14 protein-coding genes are annotated in these 15,462 nt (G+C 69.9%); 8 read left to right on the top strand and 6 right to left on the bottom strand.

The features are described 5' to 3' along the window. Positions 1–13: 13 nt before the first annotated feature. Positions 14–1,504 (bottom strand): S1C family serine protease, encoded by a 1,491-nt coding sequence (locus IFT88_RS11000; protein WP_192120514.1) that lies wholly within the window; start codon positions 1,502–1,504, stop codon positions 14–16. Positions 1,505–1,736: 232 nt separating this feature from the next. On the opposite strand from IFT88_RS11000, the gene IFT88_RS10995 reads away from it, so the two are divergent. From IFT88_RS10995 to IFT88_RS10985, 3 genes are all read left to right on the top strand, one after another. Beyond that, a complete protein-coding gene (locus IFT88_RS10995) occupies positions 1,737–2,225 on the top strand; it encodes an FHA domain-containing protein (RefSeq protein ID WP_043594907.1) in 489 nt (162 codons plus the stop codon). A 2-nt stretch (positions 2,226–2,227) separates the two neighbouring features. After that, positions 2,228–2,926: a transcriptional regulator FtsR gene (ftsR, locus tag IFT88_RS10990; RefSeq protein ID WP_043594908.1), complete on the top strand. Its 699-nt coding sequence runs from the start codon at positions 2,228–2,230 to the stop codon at positions 2,924–2,926. A 154-nt stretch (positions 2,927–3,080) separates the two neighbouring features. After that, a complete protein-coding gene (locus IFT88_RS10985) occupies positions 3,081–3,629 on the top strand; it encodes a MerR family transcriptional regulator (RefSeq protein ID WP_043595057.1) in 549 nt (182 codons plus the stop codon). Positions 3,630–3,723: 94 nt separating this feature from the next. On the opposite strand, the gene IFT88_RS10980 is transcribed toward IFT88_RS10985, so the two are convergent. Further along, positions 3,724–4,536, bottom strand: a complete 813-nt coding sequence (locus tag IFT88_RS10980; protein ID WP_192120512.1) for an AAA family ATPase — start codon at positions 4,534–4,536, stop codon at positions 3,724–3,726. 160 nt (positions 4,537–4,696) lie between these two features. On the opposite strand from IFT88_RS10980, the gene def reads away from it, so the two are divergent. Further along, the gene (def, locus tag IFT88_RS10975) at positions 4,697–5,194 is read left to right on the top strand and encodes a peptide deformylase (protein ID WP_137847454.1); all 498 of its coding nucleotides are present in this window, start codon (positions 4,697–4,699) and stop codon (positions 5,192–5,194) included. Here the strand turns inward: def and IFT88_RS10970 are convergent, their stop codons facing one another. Then, on the bottom strand, positions 5,195–7,033 hold the full coding sequence (locus IFT88_RS10970) for an AMP-binding protein (RefSeq protein WP_192120511.1): 1,839 nt from the start codon (positions 7,031–7,033) through the stop codon (positions 5,195–5,197). It lies immediately after the preceding gene. 102 nt (positions 7,034–7,135) lie between these two features. On the opposite strand from IFT88_RS10970, the gene IFT88_RS10965 reads away from it, so the two are divergent. From IFT88_RS10965 to IFT88_RS10955, 3 genes are all read left to right on the top strand, one after another. Further along, entirely contained in the window at positions 7,136–8,086 is a 951-nt protein-coding gene (locus tag IFT88_RS10965) for an ROK family glucokinase (protein WP_043594912.1), read from the top strand. 30 nt (positions 8,087–8,116) lie between these two features. Beyond that, entirely contained in the window at positions 8,117–8,806 is a 690-nt protein-coding gene (locus tag IFT88_RS10960) for a lysophospholipid acyltransferase family protein (RefSeq protein ID WP_043594913.1), read from the top strand. Positions 8,807–8,901: 95 nt separating this feature from the next. Further along, positions 8,902–10,230, top strand: a complete 1,329-nt coding sequence (locus IFT88_RS10955; RefSeq protein WP_043595058.1) for a class II 3-deoxy-7-phosphoheptulonate synthase — start codon at positions 8,902–8,904, stop codon at positions 10,228–10,230. A gap of 87 nt (positions 10,231–10,317) precedes the next feature. Here the strand turns inward: IFT88_RS10955 and pknB are convergent, their stop codons facing one another. Next, complete coding sequence (gene pknB, locus IFT88_RS10950) at positions 10,318–12,276, bottom strand: Stk1 family PASTA domain-containing Ser/Thr kinase (RefSeq protein WP_192120509.1); 1,959 nt, start codon at positions 12,274–12,276, stop codon at positions 10,318–10,320. A gap of 86 nt (positions 12,277–12,362) precedes the next feature. Then, a complete protein-coding gene (locus IFT88_RS10945; RefSeq protein ID WP_249408956.1) occupies positions 12,363–13,712 on the bottom strand; it encodes a muramidase family protein in 1,350 nt (449 codons plus the stop codon). A gap of 194 nt (positions 13,713–13,906) precedes the next feature. On the opposite strand from IFT88_RS10945, the gene IFT88_RS10940 reads away from it, so the two are divergent. Next, on the top strand, positions 13,907–14,263 hold the full coding sequence (locus IFT88_RS10940) for an Rv2175c family DNA-binding protein (RefSeq protein ID WP_043594915.1): 357 nt from the start codon (positions 13,907–13,909) through the stop codon (positions 14,261–14,263). A gap of 60 nt (positions 14,264–14,323) precedes the next feature. Here IFT88_RS10940 and IFT88_RS10935 read toward each other — a convergent pair whose 3' ends face one another. Then, positions 14,324–15,445 carry a polyprenyl synthetase family protein gene (locus IFT88_RS10935; RefSeq protein WP_192120507.1) on the bottom strand — a complete coding sequence of 374 codons (1,122 nt, stop codon included), beginning with the start codon at positions 15,443–15,445 and terminating at the stop codon, positions 14,324–14,326. Positions 15,446–15,462 lie beyond the last annotated feature (17 nt).

Below are 15,462 nucleotides of genomic sequence, written 5' to 3'. Positions count from 1 at the left end.
CCTGGCTCTCGGTTCAGGCGGCGGGGCCGTCGCCCAGCGTGACGGTCGCGGTGTGGGACGTGCCGGCCGTGTCGGTCCAGGTGACCGAGACCTGGTCACCCGAGTCGTGCGCCTGGATTGCGGCCGTGAGTGCGGACGAGTCCGCCACGGCCGTCCCGTCGATCGCGGTGATCACGTCGCCGGCGACGAGACCGGCCGAGGCTGCCGCGCTGCCCTGGACGGTGCCGGCGATCGTGACCCCGCCCGCGGTGCCGGTCGCCGTGCTCGAGATCTGGGCGCCCAGGAAGGCAGGCAGGCCGATCTGCACGGTGGAGCTGCCCGTTCCCGACTGGATCTGCTTGGCGATCGACAGAGCGTGGTCGATCGGGATGGCATACCCGGTGATGGTCGACGAGCCCTGTGAGGCCGCCGTCACGATGCCGACGACGTCGCCGTCGCCGTCGCGGAGCGGGCCGCCGGAGTCACCCGAGACCACGTCGGCGTCGACCTCGATGAGGCCCGACAGCGACTCGGTGCCCGAGCCGGACTCGCTCTGGACCGTGATCGACTGGTCCGTGCCGAGGACCGTGCCCTGGGCGGTGACCAGGTCGCCCGTGCCCTCGGCGTTGCCCGTCGAGTGGACGACGTCCCCCGTGGCGACGTCGCCGGACGCGTCGAAGCTCACCGGGGTGAGGCCGGTCGCGTCCTGCAGCTTCAGCACCGCCACGTCGTTCGTGGCGTCCGTCCCCACGACGTCGGCCGTGTACGTCTCGCCCGTCGACTCGACGGTGACCTGGATGCTGGTGGCGCCCTGGACGACGTGGTTGTTCGTCAGGATGAGTCCGCCCGAGGTCAGGATCATGCCCGTGCCCGCGGACTTGTACGAGGCGTCGTAGTTCAGGGTCGAGACGATGGTGACGACGCCGGCCTTCTCCTCGTCGGTCGCCGCCGTCGCGCTGGTCTGGGTCGAGGTGCCCTGCTGTGACGATCCGTCCTGCGGGGTCGAGCCGCCGAACGGGGACGTCGAGCCGCTCGACCCGCTGCCCGGCTGCGTGAGCTGTGGCAGCAGCTCGAGGGCCTGGCGCTCGCTCGCGGCCTGTGCCGCCGCGGTTCCGGCCGAGCGACCGGCGGCGTAGGCGCCGCCACCCGCCGCACCCGCGACGATGACGACGGCCGCCGCCGCACCGGTGAGGGCGAGCCACTTCTTCGAGCGACGGGGCTTGGGGGCGCCACCGAAGGCCGGGGGCACCGTGCCCCGTGCGCCGTCGCCACCGGCCGCCGTCGAGGAGCCCGACGTGGCGTCGTACGACTGGTGCGAGTCGTCCTGGGCCATCCAGGTCGGTGCCGCCGACACGTAGCGCGCGTCGGACGCGCCGGTGACGTGGGGGAGGGTGCGCGCCTCGGCGGGCTGCGCGGTGGCCTTCTCGGCGTTCTCCCCGGCCTGCTGCTCGGTCGACGCGGAGGGCGTCACGGGCGTGGCGTCGTTCGCGGTGCCGGTCGTGGTGTCGCCGTCTCGGTCGTTCATGGTGTGCCTCCTGTGGCGGTGGTGGTGACGATGGGTCCATGGAACGGTGCGACCCCAAGAGATGCCTATGACCAGACCCTGAGGCGGTGGGGAGTCCCATGAGGAGGCGCGGTGAACGATGTCGAGATCGTCTCACCGCCATCGGCACCGCCATCCGCGCGGGCGGTCGCCGAAATCGGTTCCCGACGAGGGTCGGAGTTCCGATACGCTGGGACGCCAAAGGAGGTCCACGATGGCAGAGCCCGCCAACCCGGCACCCGGCGAGCAGGACCGCGCTCCCGGCGCCCCTCGCGAGGTCGACACGACCCTCAGCTTCAACGAAGAGTTCCAGGCGCAACTGGCCGCCCTCGAGGGAGGCGTGTCCACCGACGAGCGTGACGCCGTCGCCGCCCTGCCTTCGGGTTCTGCGCTGCTCGTGGTCCGCCGCGGCCCCAACATCGGCGCACGATTCCTCCTCGACTCCGACGTCACCATCGCCGGGCGTCACCCCGAGGCCGGCATCTTCCTCGACGACGTGACGGTCAGCCGCAAGCACGCCGAGTTCCGCCGCGAGGGCATCAGCTTCAGCGTGCGCGATCTCGGGTCGCTGAACGGCACCTACTTCGACGGTGTCCGCATCGACGAGGCCCGGCTCTCCGACGGGGCCGAGGTCCAGGTCGGCAAGTTCCGCCTCACGTTCTACGCATCGCGGGTCGATCTCGCGAACCTGGCGATCAAGTAGTCGTGCCCCGCACCGCCGTCGCCCGGTCGTCGCAGACCGGGCCGTCCGACCTGTTGACGATCGGGCAGGTCCTCTCACGGCTCAAGCCCGAGTTCCCCGACCTGTCGAACAGCAAGCTGCGCTTCCTCGAAGAGCGCGAGTTGGTCACCCCGGTGCGCACCCCGTCCGGCTACCGCAAGTTCTCGCCGGCAGACGTCGAGCGGCTCCGTTTCATCCTCGGGCTCCAGCGCGACCACTACCTGCCGCTCAAGGTCATCCGTCAGCATCTCGCCGACCTCGACGCCGGTCGCCCGGCAGCGCTCCCGTCCGGGGCGGCGCCCGTCTCGATCCTGACGCACGGTCGTCGGCTCGGTCGCGACGAGTTGCTCCGCGAGACCGGGGCGTCGCCCGCCCTGCTCGACGAGGCCGTCTCGGCGTCGCTCCTGCCGCCTGCGGGTCGATACGGTGACGAATCGGTCTCGGTGCTGTCGGCCCTGGTCGAACTGGGCAGGTCGGGCATCGAACCTCGACACCTGCGGACGGTCCGTGCGTCGGTCGACCGCGAACTCGGCCTCATCGAGACGGCACTCGCGCCGTTGGCGCGCAAGCACGACGCGGCGTCCCGGGCCCGGGTCGCCGAGCTCTCCCGCGAGCTCGCGGCGCAGATCGACGTCGTCCGGTCGGGGCTCGTCCGATCGGCTCTGGGGCGTCTCGACGCCTAGACGTCCTCGCTCCGGGCGAATATCCTCGACACGCCGACCCGTCGGAGCGAATGTCGCCCAGGCAGCTCCCCGTTGTGGGTACCGTGAGTCCTGTACAACCATCAACCCGATGTTGAACGTTGAGCTCCGGAAGAAGAACGTGGAAGGCAACAGCATGAGTGAGTCAGGTTCCCCCGAGGAATCCCGCTACGAGCTGGGTCTGCTCTTCACCGACGGCCTGCCCGAACACGACGCCGACAGTGGCTACCGCGGCACCGTCGCGGCCAAGGCTGCCGGCATCAGCTACCGCCAGCTCGACTACTGGGCGCGCACCGAGCTGGTCGAGCCGACCATCCGCGGCGCCGCGGGCTCCGGCTCCCAACGCCTCTACGGTTTCCGCGACATCCTCGTCCTCAAGCTCGTCAAGCGCCTCCTCGACACGGGCATCTCGCTCCAGCAGATCCGGACGGCCGTCAACCAACTCCGCGAGGCCGGGGTGAACGACCTCGCCCAGACGACCCTGATGAGCGACGGAGCCAGTGTGTATCTGTGCACGTCGGACGACGAGGTCATCGACCTCGTCAGCCGCGGTCAGGGTGTGTTCGGCATCGCCGTCGGCAAGGTCCTCCGCGAGGTGGAGTCGAGTCTCGTCGAGATCGACAGCACGCCCGCCGCCGATCCCTCCGACGAGCTCGCCGCCCGACGCGGCACCCGCGCCAGCTGATCAGCCCTCGACCGCGAGACGCGGTCGGGGACGACGAAGGCCCCGCACGATGTCGTGCGGGGCCTTCGTCGTCACGTCAGGGACGGGTGCCGGTTCAGTGGGCAGCAGGCTCGGCGTAGTCGCCGATCTTGGCCGTCCGCATGATGCGCTCGAGCAGCTGGTCGAAGTTGCGGGCCATCTCTTGTGCGCTCTCGCCGGGCCAGGCGTGGAGAGGCTTGGCCGCACCCTGGGCCTGCTGCAGCGACGTGCGCTCGGGCAGCTGGGGCGACAGGACCAGGGGGCCGAACATGTCGCGCAGCTCCTTGATGCGGAACTGGTGCTCCAGGGACTGCACGCGGGCGCGGTTGACGATGATGCCGAGGGGCTGGAGGCGCGGTGAGAGGCCCCGTCGGATCTCCTCGATGGCGCGGAGGGCCCGGTCCGCGGCGGCCACGCTGAACAGACCCGGTTCGGTGACGACCGTCACGCGATCGGAGGCCGCCCAGGCGGTACGGGTGAGGGCGTTGAGGGACGGGGCGCAGTCGATCAGGACGAGGTCGTAGTCGGCCTCGACGTTGGCCAGGGCCTCTTCGAGCTTCCAGATGTCACGGATCGACGGGTGCGGACCGTCGAAGTTGATGGCCGAGGGGCTGCCGATCATGACGTCGACCTTGCCCTGACGGCCCTTCGTCCAGCCGCTGGGAGCGATCGCCGAACGGACCGTCTTCTCTTTCGGCGACGCGAGGACGTCCGCGACGTTGAGGTGACCCGAGACGGTGATGTCGAGGCCGGTCGAGACGTCGGACTGGGGATCGAGGTCGACGACGAGGGTCCTGAGACCCTTGGCGAAGGCGGCCGACGTGAGTCCGAGCGTCACCGTCGTCTTGCCGACGCCCCCTTTGAGAGAGCTGACGCTGAGTACATGCACGACACAGACGATACCTTCACTACTGTTGAATCACCCAACAGCCACGTCGATGCGGTGTGCGTCCGCTTCCGCGAAACGTCCGCGCCAGCCCGGCCGTCGACGTCGTGGTGTCGCGACGCGTCGTCCGCACCACATCCAGACCCACCCCAGGAGGCGCGCCGTGAGCGTGAGACCCATCCGCCTGTTCGGCGATCCCGTCCTTCGATCGACGTCCGACCCCGTGACCATCGGTGACCCGCGCCTCGCGTCCCTGGTCGAAGATCTCCTCGACACCGTTCGCGAGCCGGGGCGGGCCGGGGTCGCGGCCGCCCAGATCGGGGTGTCGCTCCGGGCCTTCAGCTACAACGTCGACGGGCAGGTCGGTTACGTCCTGAACCCCGTCGTCGTCGAGGTCTCGGGCGAGAAGACCCTGGTCGACGAAGGCTGTCTCTCGGTGCCCGGGTTCTGGTTCCCGACCCCGCGCCACGAGTACGCCCGGGTCGAGGGGGTCGACCTCGAGGGCCGCAAGATCGTGCTCGAGGGCACCGGGCTCATGGCCCAGGCCCTTCAACACGAGACGGACCATCTCGACGGCACGCTCTACGTGCTCACCCTCGAGCCCGAGACGAAGCGTGAGGCCATGCGCGAGATCCGTTCCGCCGACTGGTGGCGGGCCTGATCACCGTCCTCGTGAGGTGATGGTCCGCACCGACTCGGTGTCGGGGTGGGCCGTGTAGATGCCGGCGATGTGCTGGGCGAAGTCGTCCACCACGACGGCACGCTTGACGCTCATCTTCGGGGTGAGGTGACCTCCGGCCTCGGTGAACTCGACCGGCAGGATCTCGAACTTGCGGATCGACTCGGCCCTCGAGACCGCGGCGTTCGCGTCGTCGACGGCCCGTTGGACCTCGGCGCGGACCTTCGGGTGCCGGGCGGCCTCGGCGAGGGGCATGTCGGCCGCCTCGCCGGCGTTGTTCAACCACACGGGCAGCATCTCCGTGTCGAGGGTGATCAGGGCCGCGACGAACGGGCGCTGGTCGCCCACGACGACGACCTGCCCGACCAGGGGGTTCGCCCTGATCGGGTCCTCGAGAGCCGCGGGGGAGACGTTCTTGCCTCCGGCGGTCACGATGATCTCTTTCTTCCGGCCGGTGATGGTGAGATAGCCGTCGGCGTCGAGCGTGCCGAGGTCGCCGGTGCGGAACCACCCGTCCTCCAGGACGTCGGCCGTGGCCTCGTCGTCCTTCCAGTACCCCGCGAAGACGTTGACGCCCTTGACGAGCACTTCTCCGTCGTCCGCGATCCTGATGCCGACCCCGGGCAACGCCGGCCCGACCGTGCCGATCTTGAACTTCGAGACGAGGTTGACGGCTGCGGGAGCCGTCGTCTCGGTCAACCCGTAGCCCTCGAGGATGCGGATGTCGAGACTGCGGAAGAAGTGGCCGAGCCGCGTGCCGAGTGGGGCCGAGCCCGAGACCGCATGGCGGATGTTGCCGCCCATGGCCTTCTTGAGCTTGCCGTACACGAGCCGGTCGAACAGTGCGAAGCGGAGCTTCAGGCCCAGGGGCACGGCGCCTTCGTCGAGTGCCTTGCTGTGGGCGATGGCGACGGCGACGGCCTGCCGGAAGATGCCGCCTCTGCCCCCGGCCTCGGCTTTCTGCTCGGCCGAGTTGTAGACCTTCTCGAAGACGCGGGGGACCGCGAGCAGGAAGCTCGGCTTGAACGAGGCCAGCGACGGCAGCAACTGCTTCGTGTCGGCCTGGTGGCCGACCTTGACCCCGGCGTGGACCGACATCACCGCGATGAAGCGCGCGAAGACGTGCGCGGTCGTCACGAACAAGAGGGTGGACGAGCCGGGCGCCACGACGTCGCTCATGGCGACGGCGGCGTTGCGGCTCGTCTCGACGAAGTTGGCGTGGGTCAGCACGCATCCCTTGGGGCGGCCGGTGGTGCCCGAGGTGTAGATGATGGTGGCGACGTCGTCGGCGACGGCGGCGCTGCGACGGGCTTCGAGTTCGTCGTCGGACACGTCGACACCCGATGCGGCGAGCTTGTCGAGATCGCCCAGGTCGACCTGCCAGACGCGCGTCACGGACGGCAACTCGGGGTGCACCTCGTCGAACCGCGAGAAGTGGTCCGCGGTCTCGACGATGACGGCCACGGCCTCCGAGTCGCTGAGGTTCCAGTGGACCTGTGCGGGCGAGGACGTCTCGTAGACGGGGACGAGCAGGGCACCCGCGAACCAGGTCGCGAAATCGATGAGGGTCCACTCGTAGCGCGTGCGGCACATGAGGCCGATCTTGTCGCCTGGTCCGACGCCTGCTGCGATGAGTCCCTTCGCGAGCGCTCGCACCTGCTCGAGGAACCGGGCGGCCGTGACGTCGCGCCACCCGCCCGTTCCGTCCGGCACGGAGAACAGGGGCTCGTCGGGCGTGGCGGCGGCCCGGGCGAGCAACAGGTCGGTCGCGTTGGCGGACGGGTCGGCGGGTACGGCGGATGGGACGATGTGTTCGTTCACGGCAGCTCCTTCGGTACCGAACGATGGTTCCACAACCCTAACGCGACCTCGCCGGGGGACGGTGCTGAAGGTGAACGGGCGTCGAGGATAGACTCGATCCTCGTGCAGGCAATCGGAATCGACATCGGTGGGACGAAGATCGCGGGCGGCGTGGTCACCGAATTCGGCGAGATCGTCGACGAAGAGCGCGTCGCGACGCCCGCGGGCGACGCGGGGGCGATCGTCGAGGCGGTCGTCGACATGGTCACGTCGCTGCAGGCACGTCACCCCGACGTCACCGCCGCGGGAGTGGCCGCCCCCGGCTTCATCGACGCCGCGCAGTCGACCGTCTACTACACGCCCAACATCGCGTGGCGGAACGAACCCCTCCGGGCGCGGCTGTCCGAGCGACTCGACCTGCACATCACGATCGACAACGACGCGAACGCCGCCGGCTGGGCCGAGTTCCGGTTCGGGGCGGGCCGTCTCGCCAGCGACATGACGATGCTCACCATCGGCACGGGGGTGGGCGGTGCCATCGTGGCGCAGGACCGCCTCCTGCGCGGGGGCTTCGGCACGGGTGGCGAGCTCGGCCACATGCGCATCGTGCCCGACGGTCTTCCGTGCGGCTGCGGGGCCCGTGGGTGCATCGAACAGTACGGCTCGGGTCGCGCCCTGCTGCGGATCGCGGGTGAGGTCGCCGACGAGGGTGGCGCCGGCCGCGTCCTCGCCGATCTGCGCGCCGAGAGCGGCGAGCTCTCGGGCCACGACGTCAGCCTGTTGCTCCAGTCCGGCGACGCGGGCGCCGTCGAGGCCCTGCGTCGCCTCGGCACCTGGCTCGGTCAGGCGGCCGCGTCGCTGAGCGCGATCCTCGACCCGCAGGTCTTCGTCTTCGGCGGCGGCGTGGCGCAGTCCGGCGAGCTGCTGCTCGCACCTGTCCGGGCGGCGTACCTCGAGCACCTGCCGGCTCGCGGCTACCACCCCGAGCCCGAGTTCGTGATCGCCGAGCTGGTGAACGACGCGGGGGTCGTGGGCGCCGCCGACCTCGCACGCCTCCACGCCGGCGACCGCTAGACTCCCGACGCCCCGACGAGAGGAGCACCGATGCTCTACTGGTTCCTGAAGACGATGGTCGCGAGTCCGCTCGTCCTGTCGATCTTCCGACCGTGGGTCAGTGGTCGCGAGCACGTCCCCGCGTCGGGTGCCGTCATCTTCGCGAGCAACCACCTCTCGTTCGTCGACTCGATCTTCCTGCCACTCGTCCTCGACCGGCGCATCTCCTTCCTCGCCAAGAGCGACTACTTCACCGGCAAGGGCATCAAGGGCTGGGCCAGCCGGCTGTTCTTCACGGCCACGGGGCAGCTGTCCATCGACCGGTCCGGGGGCAAGGCGTCCGAGGCATCGTTGGCGACGGGCCTGTCCGTCCTGGGCCGCGGTGAGCAACTCGGCATCTACCCCGAGGGCACCCGGAGCCCCGACGGCAAGCTCTACCGCGGCCGGACAGGGGTGGCGCGGATGATCCTCGAGGGTCACGTGCCCGTGATCCCCGTCGCCATGATCGGAACCGAGAAGGTCATGAAGACCGGGACGAAGATCCCGCGCCTGCACCGTGTCGGCATCGTCTTCGGCGAGCCGCTCGACTTCAGCCGCTTCGAGGGCATGGAGGGCGACCGGTTCATCCTGCGGTCCATCACGGACGAGATCATGTACGAGCTCAACGCCCTCAGTGGGCAGCAGTACAGCGACGTCTACGCGACCAGCGTCAAGGAGAAGCGCTCGACCCTTTCACGGTAGGCTCGCCTGTCGAGGTCGTTCGGCCTCGAGACCGTCAAGTGGCAAGGAAGACCGTGGCCCAGCTCACCGAACCGTTCGTCGTCACCGATCCCGACGTGATCGACGGTCTCGACCATTGGCGCACGCTCCCCATCAAGCAGCAACCCACCTGGCACGACGGCGCGGCCGTCGAGGCCGCCTCGGCCGAGTTGTCCACCCTTCCTCCGCTCGTCTTCGCCGGCGAGGTCGACACCCTCCGCACGCGGCTGGCGTCGGCGGCCCGGGGTGAGGCGTTCCTGCTCCAGGGCGGCGACTGCGCCGAGACCTTCGCGGGTGCGACCGCCGACCAGATCCGTGACCGGGTCAAGACCATCCTGCAGATGGCGGTCGTCCTCACCTACGGCGCGTCCGTCCCCGTCATCAAGATGGGCCGCATGGCCGGCCAGTTCGCCAAGCCGCGCTCCAGTGACACCGAGACCCGTGACGGCGTCACGCTGCCGGCCTACCGCGGTGACATCGTGAACGGCTACGACTTCACCCCGGAATCCCGACGCGCGGATGCGGCTCGTCTGGTGAAGGGGTACCACACCTCGGCCTCGACGATCAACCTGATCCGGGCGTTCACCCAAGGCGGGTTCGCCGACCTCCGTCAGGTGCACAGCTGGAACAAGGGCTTCGCCACCAACCCGGCCAATGCCCAGTACGAACACCTCGCCCGAGAGATCGACAAGGCGATCCGTTTCATGGAGGCGGCCGGCGCGGATTTCGACGAGCTCAAGCGCGTCGAGTTCTACACCAGCCACGAGGGCCTGCTCATGGACTACGAGCGCCCCCTGACCCGCATCGACTCGCGCACGGGCACTCCGTACGTTCTCTCGTCCCACTTCGTGTGGATCGGCGAGCGGACCCGCGACCTCGACGGCGCCCACGTCGACTTCCTCTCTCGGGTGCGCAACCCCATCGGAGTGAAGCTCGGCCCGACGACGACGGCCGACGACATGCTGCGTCTCATCGACAAGCTCGACCCCGAGCGTGAACCCGGGCGTCTCACCTTCATCACCCGCATGGGCGCCGGTACGATCCGGGATGCCCTGCCTCCCCTCCTCGAGGCCATCAAGAAGGCGGATGCGACGCCCCTGTGGGTGAGCGACCCGATGCACGGCAACGGTCTCACGACGCCCACGGGCTACAAGACCCGGCGCTTCGAAGAGATCATGGACGAGGTCAAGGGGTTCTTCGAGGCACACCGTGCCGCAGGCACCCACCCGGGCGGAATCCACATCGAGCTGACCGGCGACGACGTCACCGAGTGCCTGGGTGGTTCCGAGCACATCGACGAGGCGACGCTCGCCACCCGCTACGAGTCCCTCTGCGACCCCCGACTCAACCACATGCAGTCGCTAGAACTGGCCTTCCTGGTGTCCGAGGAGCTCGCGGCCGACTGAGTCCCACCGTGACGGCGACGGCCCCGGGACCTTCGGTCCCGGGGCCGTCGCACTGTCGGTGCCCTCGGCCTCAGAGGTGGCCGGGACTCACTCCACCCGGTACGTGAGGGCGATAGTCGTACCCTTGGTCGCGGTCAGGCCGGCCTCGGGATCGGTCGCGGTGACCGGCAGACGGGCCTCCCAGTCGTAGAACGCACACGTGAAAGCCGTGCAGTTCGGGTAGCTCACCCGGAAGCCGAGACCCTGCAACTGCGACGTGGCCGCGTCGATGGTCTTGCCCCGGACGTCGGGGATCGTAATGGGCGGCGGGCCCTTCGACACGACGAGGTCTACCGTGTCGCCCTGGTGGAGCGCCCCCTCGGCCTGCTGCTCGTAGCGGATGACCTCGCCGGAGGCGACCGAGTCGCTGAACTCCGTTCCGCTCTCGACGCCCGTCAACTGGACCCCGGTCAGGGCATTCTGGGCATCCGCCACGGAGAGGCCGGCCACGTCCGGAACGGGTCCGAGCGAGACGGTGAGCGTCACCGGCTGCTGTTCGCCGTACTGGGCGGCCCCGGCGAGATCGACCGGGGTGCCGGCCTCGTCCACGCCGCTGATCGCGAGGACGGTACCCGCGGCCGACGCGTCGAACTGGCTCGCCGTCGGCTGCAGGGTGAAGTCCGAGAGTGCGTCCGTGGCAGCGTCCTCGGTCTCGCCGACGACCGTGGGCACCGGCAGCTGCCGGGGTCCTTGGGAGACCACGAGGGTGATCGTGGAACCCTTCTGCACCCGGGTCGTGGCGTCGGGATCCGTGCGTGTGACCTGGCCCGTGGGTACCACCGGGGAGAAGTCCGACTGGGTGTCGGGTGCGACCACGAACCCGGCCGACGTGAGTGCGGCCGATGCCGCGGCGGGGTCCTGTCCCGACACGTCGGGGACGGAGGTCTGCGCACCGGGCCCCGAACCGAACCACCAGCCCGCCCCTCCTGCGAGCAGGGCCACCACGACGACCAGGGCCATGAGCACCCGACCCCGTCGCCGACGTCGGTCGGCGACGGCGGCGAGCGTCGTGGCGGCGTCGTCGGGTTCGGCCTGGACCGGTCCGGTCCGGTGTCGTGCCTTGGGCAGGACCTGCGTCTCACCCGTGCCACCGGCCGGCAGCACGGAGGTCGCGCCGGCGGCCGGGAGCACCATCGTCCTGTTGGCGGGCGGTCCCGACGGATCGGCGAGCACCCGCTGCACGTCGAGCAGCTGGTCGAGCAGCGCCCGGGCGTCCCGCGGTCGCTGCTCGGGGTCGCGTGCGGTGGCCCAGAGGACGAGCTCGTCCAGCTCGACCGGGACGCGGGGGTTCGCCGAGCTGGGGGTGGGGACCGTGTCGTTCGCGTGCTGGTAAGCGATCTGCATGGGCTGGTCGCCCTTGTAGGGCTGTTCGCCCGTGAGCATCTCGTACATCATGATGCCCAGCGCGTAGATGTCGCTGCGGGTGTCGGCGATGCCCCGGGTCACGAGTTCGGGGGAGAGGTAGGCGATCGTCCCCAACAGCGCGGCGCCCGTGGCCGTGTTGGCCGTCGCGGCCCGCGCCAGGCCGAAGTCGCCGATCTTGATGCGTCCGTCGTCGGCGAGGAGGACGTTCTCGGGCTTGAGGTCGCGGTGGACGATGCCGGCGCGGTGGGCGGCGGCGAGGCCGGCGAGGACCGCTTCGAGGATGTCCATCGCCTGTTCGGCCGTCAGCACCTTGTGGTCCTGCAGGAGTTCTCGCAACGTGATGCCGGGCAGGTACTCCATGACGAGGTACGCCGAGTCGTCGTCCTGGCCTTGGTCGAAGACGTTGACGACGTTGGGGTGGGCCAAGCGGGCGGCCGAGCGCGCCTCCTGGATGAAGCGCTCCTTGAACGACGCGTCGTCGGCGAGGTGGCCGTGCATGATCTTGATGGCCACGCGACGTTCGAGACGCAGGTCGGTGGCCAGGTACACGGTGGCCATGCCGCCTCGGGCGATGCGTGAACGGACCTCGTACCGGCCCTCGATGAGACGGCCGATCATCGGGTCAGTCTGGTTCACGCTCACCCTCGTGATTTTACGGACCGAGGGCCGTGCCGGTGCCTCAACTCACCGCACGGCGGCAAACCGCCCGCCCACAGGTCGTCCGTGGGTCAGCGGAGGGTCGCGAGCCAGGTCGTGGCGGGAGCCTCCCACTTGGCGTAGGCGTCCGGGAACGCCGAGTACTGAACGGCCTGCGCCGCCTTCGTCAGGGACATCGACTGCCACCCCTTGACGTCGAGCAGGCCCCGCGTCTTGCCCGTGTTCGGGTTGCTCGCGCCGCCGAAGAAGAGCTTGGTCGCGTGCACGGGGTCGCGCAGCTGGGCGGGCGTTCCCCAACCCGTGCTCGGGCGCTGCTGGAACAGGCCGAGGGAGTCCCGGTCGCCGTGGTCGAGGTTGCGCAGGCTGCTCTCCTGTGCGGCCGCAGCCAGGGCGATGACGATCGCCCGATCTCCGACCCCGAGCTGGCGGCCCACCGAGATGATGGTCCGGGCGTTTCCGGCCTGCTCCGCCGTCAGCGTGGCACTGACTCCGAGCGGCGCGGCCGACGTCGACGCGACCACGGTCGTGGCTGTCGGAGCCGCGGCACCGGGCAGGGTGAGGGTCTTGCCGGCGTAGATGGTGCTGGTGAACGAGAGCCCGTTCGCGGCGAGGAGGGCCTTGACGCTCGTGCCCGACTTCGAGGCGATGGAGGCGATGGTGTCGCCCCGCTGGATGACGTAGCTGCCCACGGCCGGTCCTGCGGCAGGGGCCGGCGTCGTGGCGGTGGACGCGGACGAGCCCGTCGGGACGGTCAGAGTCTGGCCCGGGTAGATGATGCTCGACAGTCCCAGCCCGTTCGCCTGGATGAGTGCGCTCGTCGTGACCCCGTGGGCTCGCGCGATGGAGCTCAGCGTGTCCCCACGGACGATGACGTACCGGCCGCCGGTCGCCTTGACCGGCGCGGGCGCGGACGATGGTTTGGCCGCGGCACTCGTGGCGGCGCTCAGGCTCAGGGTCTGGCCCGGGAAGATGGTGGACTTCCAGCTGAGGCCGTTGAGGGCGAGCACCGACGCGGTGCTCAGGCCGAACGATCCGGCGATGCTCGCGACCGTGTCGCCGGACTTGACGGTGTAGGTGGCCGGGGCGGCGCCGAAGACGCGGGCCGAGCTCGCGGCGGTCTCGACGGTGCCCGCGGTCTTCTGCTCGGGCGCCGAGAGTCGAGGGGGCAACACGGGACGCGGAGACGCGTCGGGCTTCTTCGTCGGGCCCTGGTCGAGGGCGAACACAGGACCGGTGACGCCCATGCTCAGGGCCATCGAGCCCGCCAGGACGATGGGGACCGTGTTGAGCATCGACCGCGCCATGCGCGAGAGCGGCTTGCGCTCGTCGTCGCCACCGAGGGGGCCGAATGCACTGGTCGCTCGAACGATCGGGGTCGTCGCGGACTCGGAGTCGGGGCGGGCGGGAGTGACGTCGTTCATGGGCTGATCCTCGGTTCGGGGGCGGGGACACGGTCGCTGGGTGATCGGTGAGCCGCGGTGCCACGTCGTCCCAAGTTGGCACACGTGGATATCCAAGTCAATCAGTGGGGCGCATGTTGCCGATGTGATTCGCATTGGGGGAGGAGGACGAGGGGGCGCGGCGATGGCTCACGAACCCGTGGCAAGGTTGTCGCGTGACCGATCTCTCTCAACGCCCCTGGTTCGCCGACACCGAATGGCTCACCGTGCCCGACCTCGTCGATCGGCTCGGCCTCGGGGTGAGCCGCGTGCGTCGGCTCCTCGAGGAGCACGTCCTCGTCGGGACCCGCGTGGACGGCGTCACGAAGGTGCCCGCCGTCTTCCTCGACGGCTCCGAGCCGAGGCACGACCTCCGAGGCACCCTCACCGTCCTCTCGGACAACGGATTCGACGACGACGAGGCGATCGACTGGATGCTGTCCCACGACGAGGCGCTCGGCACGAGTCCCGTCGCAGCCCTCCAGGCCGGGCGCAAGGCCGAGGTCCGGCGCATCGCGCAGAGCCTGCTCTAGCCTCGACGCCGTACCGGCCCTGCAGACCGTCGGACGAGAGGCGTCGAGCCGTCGGCGGGTTCAGGAGGCGCGGCGTGTGACGGTCTCGGCGAGTCGCGTCAACTGGGTCCGTGCCGACGGCGCGAGGCCGGACCTCTCGAGTGCGTGGACGGCACGCTCGACCTGATCGGTGATCGTCTGCTCGACGGCGTCGACGGCCCCGCTGTCTCGGAGCGTCGCCTGCAACATGCTGATCTGGTCGTCGTCGAGTTCGGGGTCGCCGAGGAGTTCGTCGAGAAGGCGGACGGCACCCGGGGGCAGGGCCCGACGAGCGGTCGCCACGAGGACCGTGCGCTTGCCCTCTCTCAGGTCGTCGCCCGCGGGCTTGCCCGTGACCGACGGGTCGCCGAAGACACCGAGGAGATCGTCGCGCAGTTGGTAGGCGATGCCGAGGGGCAGTCCGAAGTGCCGCAGGGACTCGAGGGCGGACCGGTCGGCGCCGGCCATCGCCGCCCCCACGGTCAGCGGGGCCTCGACGCTGTACTTCGCAGACTTGTACACGATCACGCGCTGGGCACGCGGCAGGAGCTGCAGCTCGTCGACGGTCTGCCAGGCGTTCTCCTCGAGGATGTCGAGGTACTGGCCCACCGTGACCTCGGTCCGCATGCGGTTGAGCTCGAGGCGTGCCGAGCGGGCGGCCTCGCGGGACAGGAGGGAGTCGAGGGCCTCGCTCAGCAGCTCGTCGCTCCATGCCAGCAGCAGGTCACCCATGAGAAGGGCACCCGATCGGCCGAACGCCTCGGGAGACCCGAGCCACGCCCCCTCGCGGTGCAGGGCCTCGAAGCGCCGATGCGCCGCCGGCAGCCCTCGCCGCGTATCGGAGTTGTCCATGATGTCGTCGTGCACGAGCGCCGCCGCGTGGAAGAACTCGAGCCCGGCCGAGGCGGTCATGACCGCGTCGATCTCGCGTTCGTCGCGGGACTCCCCGAGCGGGTCGAAGCCCGTGTCGAGCCCGGCGATCGACTGCCAGCCCCAGTAGCAGAAGAGGGCCCGGAAACGCTTCCCGCCGCGGAGCAGATCGCTCGAGTAGAGGGAGAAGGAGTCGAGGTCGGGAGCGATGCCCGCCAGGGCCGGTCGCTGCCGCTCGAGGAACCGGTCGATGCGCTCTTGAACGACGTCCACTAACCGCGTACTCTCAGCCACGCTGCCTAGCCTAGCGA

The organism is Frigoribacterium sp. CFBP 8751 (assembly GCF_014841545.1).
GTDB lineage: Bacteria > Actinomycetota > Actinomycetes > Actinomycetales > Microbacteriaceae > Frigoribacterium.
The sequence above is the reverse complement of the archived record's forward strand: the minus strand, read 5'-3'. Positions and strand labels throughout refer to the sequence as shown.

What these genes read in the sequence shown, in the direction of transcription:
- IFT88_RS10985 (WP_043595057.1), top strand. Translation starts at nt 3,081, where the DNA reads ATGAGTGAGTCAGGTTCCCCCGAGGAATCCCGCTACGAGCTGGGTCTG.
- IFT88_RS10960 (WP_043594913.1), top strand. Translation starts at nt 8,117, where the DNA reads ATGCTCTACTGGTTCCTGAAGACGATGGTCGCGAGTCCGCTCGTCCTG.
- IFT88_RS10995 (WP_043594907.1), top strand. Translation starts at nt 1,737, where the DNA reads ATGGCAGAGCCCGCCAACCCGGCACCCGGCGAGCAGGACCGCGCTCCC.
- IFT88_RS10945 (WP_249408956.1), bottom strand. Translation starts at nt 13,712, where the DNA reads ATGAACGACGTCACTCCCGCCCGCCCCGACTCCGAGTCCGCGACGACC.
- IFT88_RS11000 (WP_192120514.1), bottom strand. Translation starts at nt 1,504, where the DNA reads ATGAACGACCGAGACGGCGACACCACGACCGGCACCGCGAACGACGCC.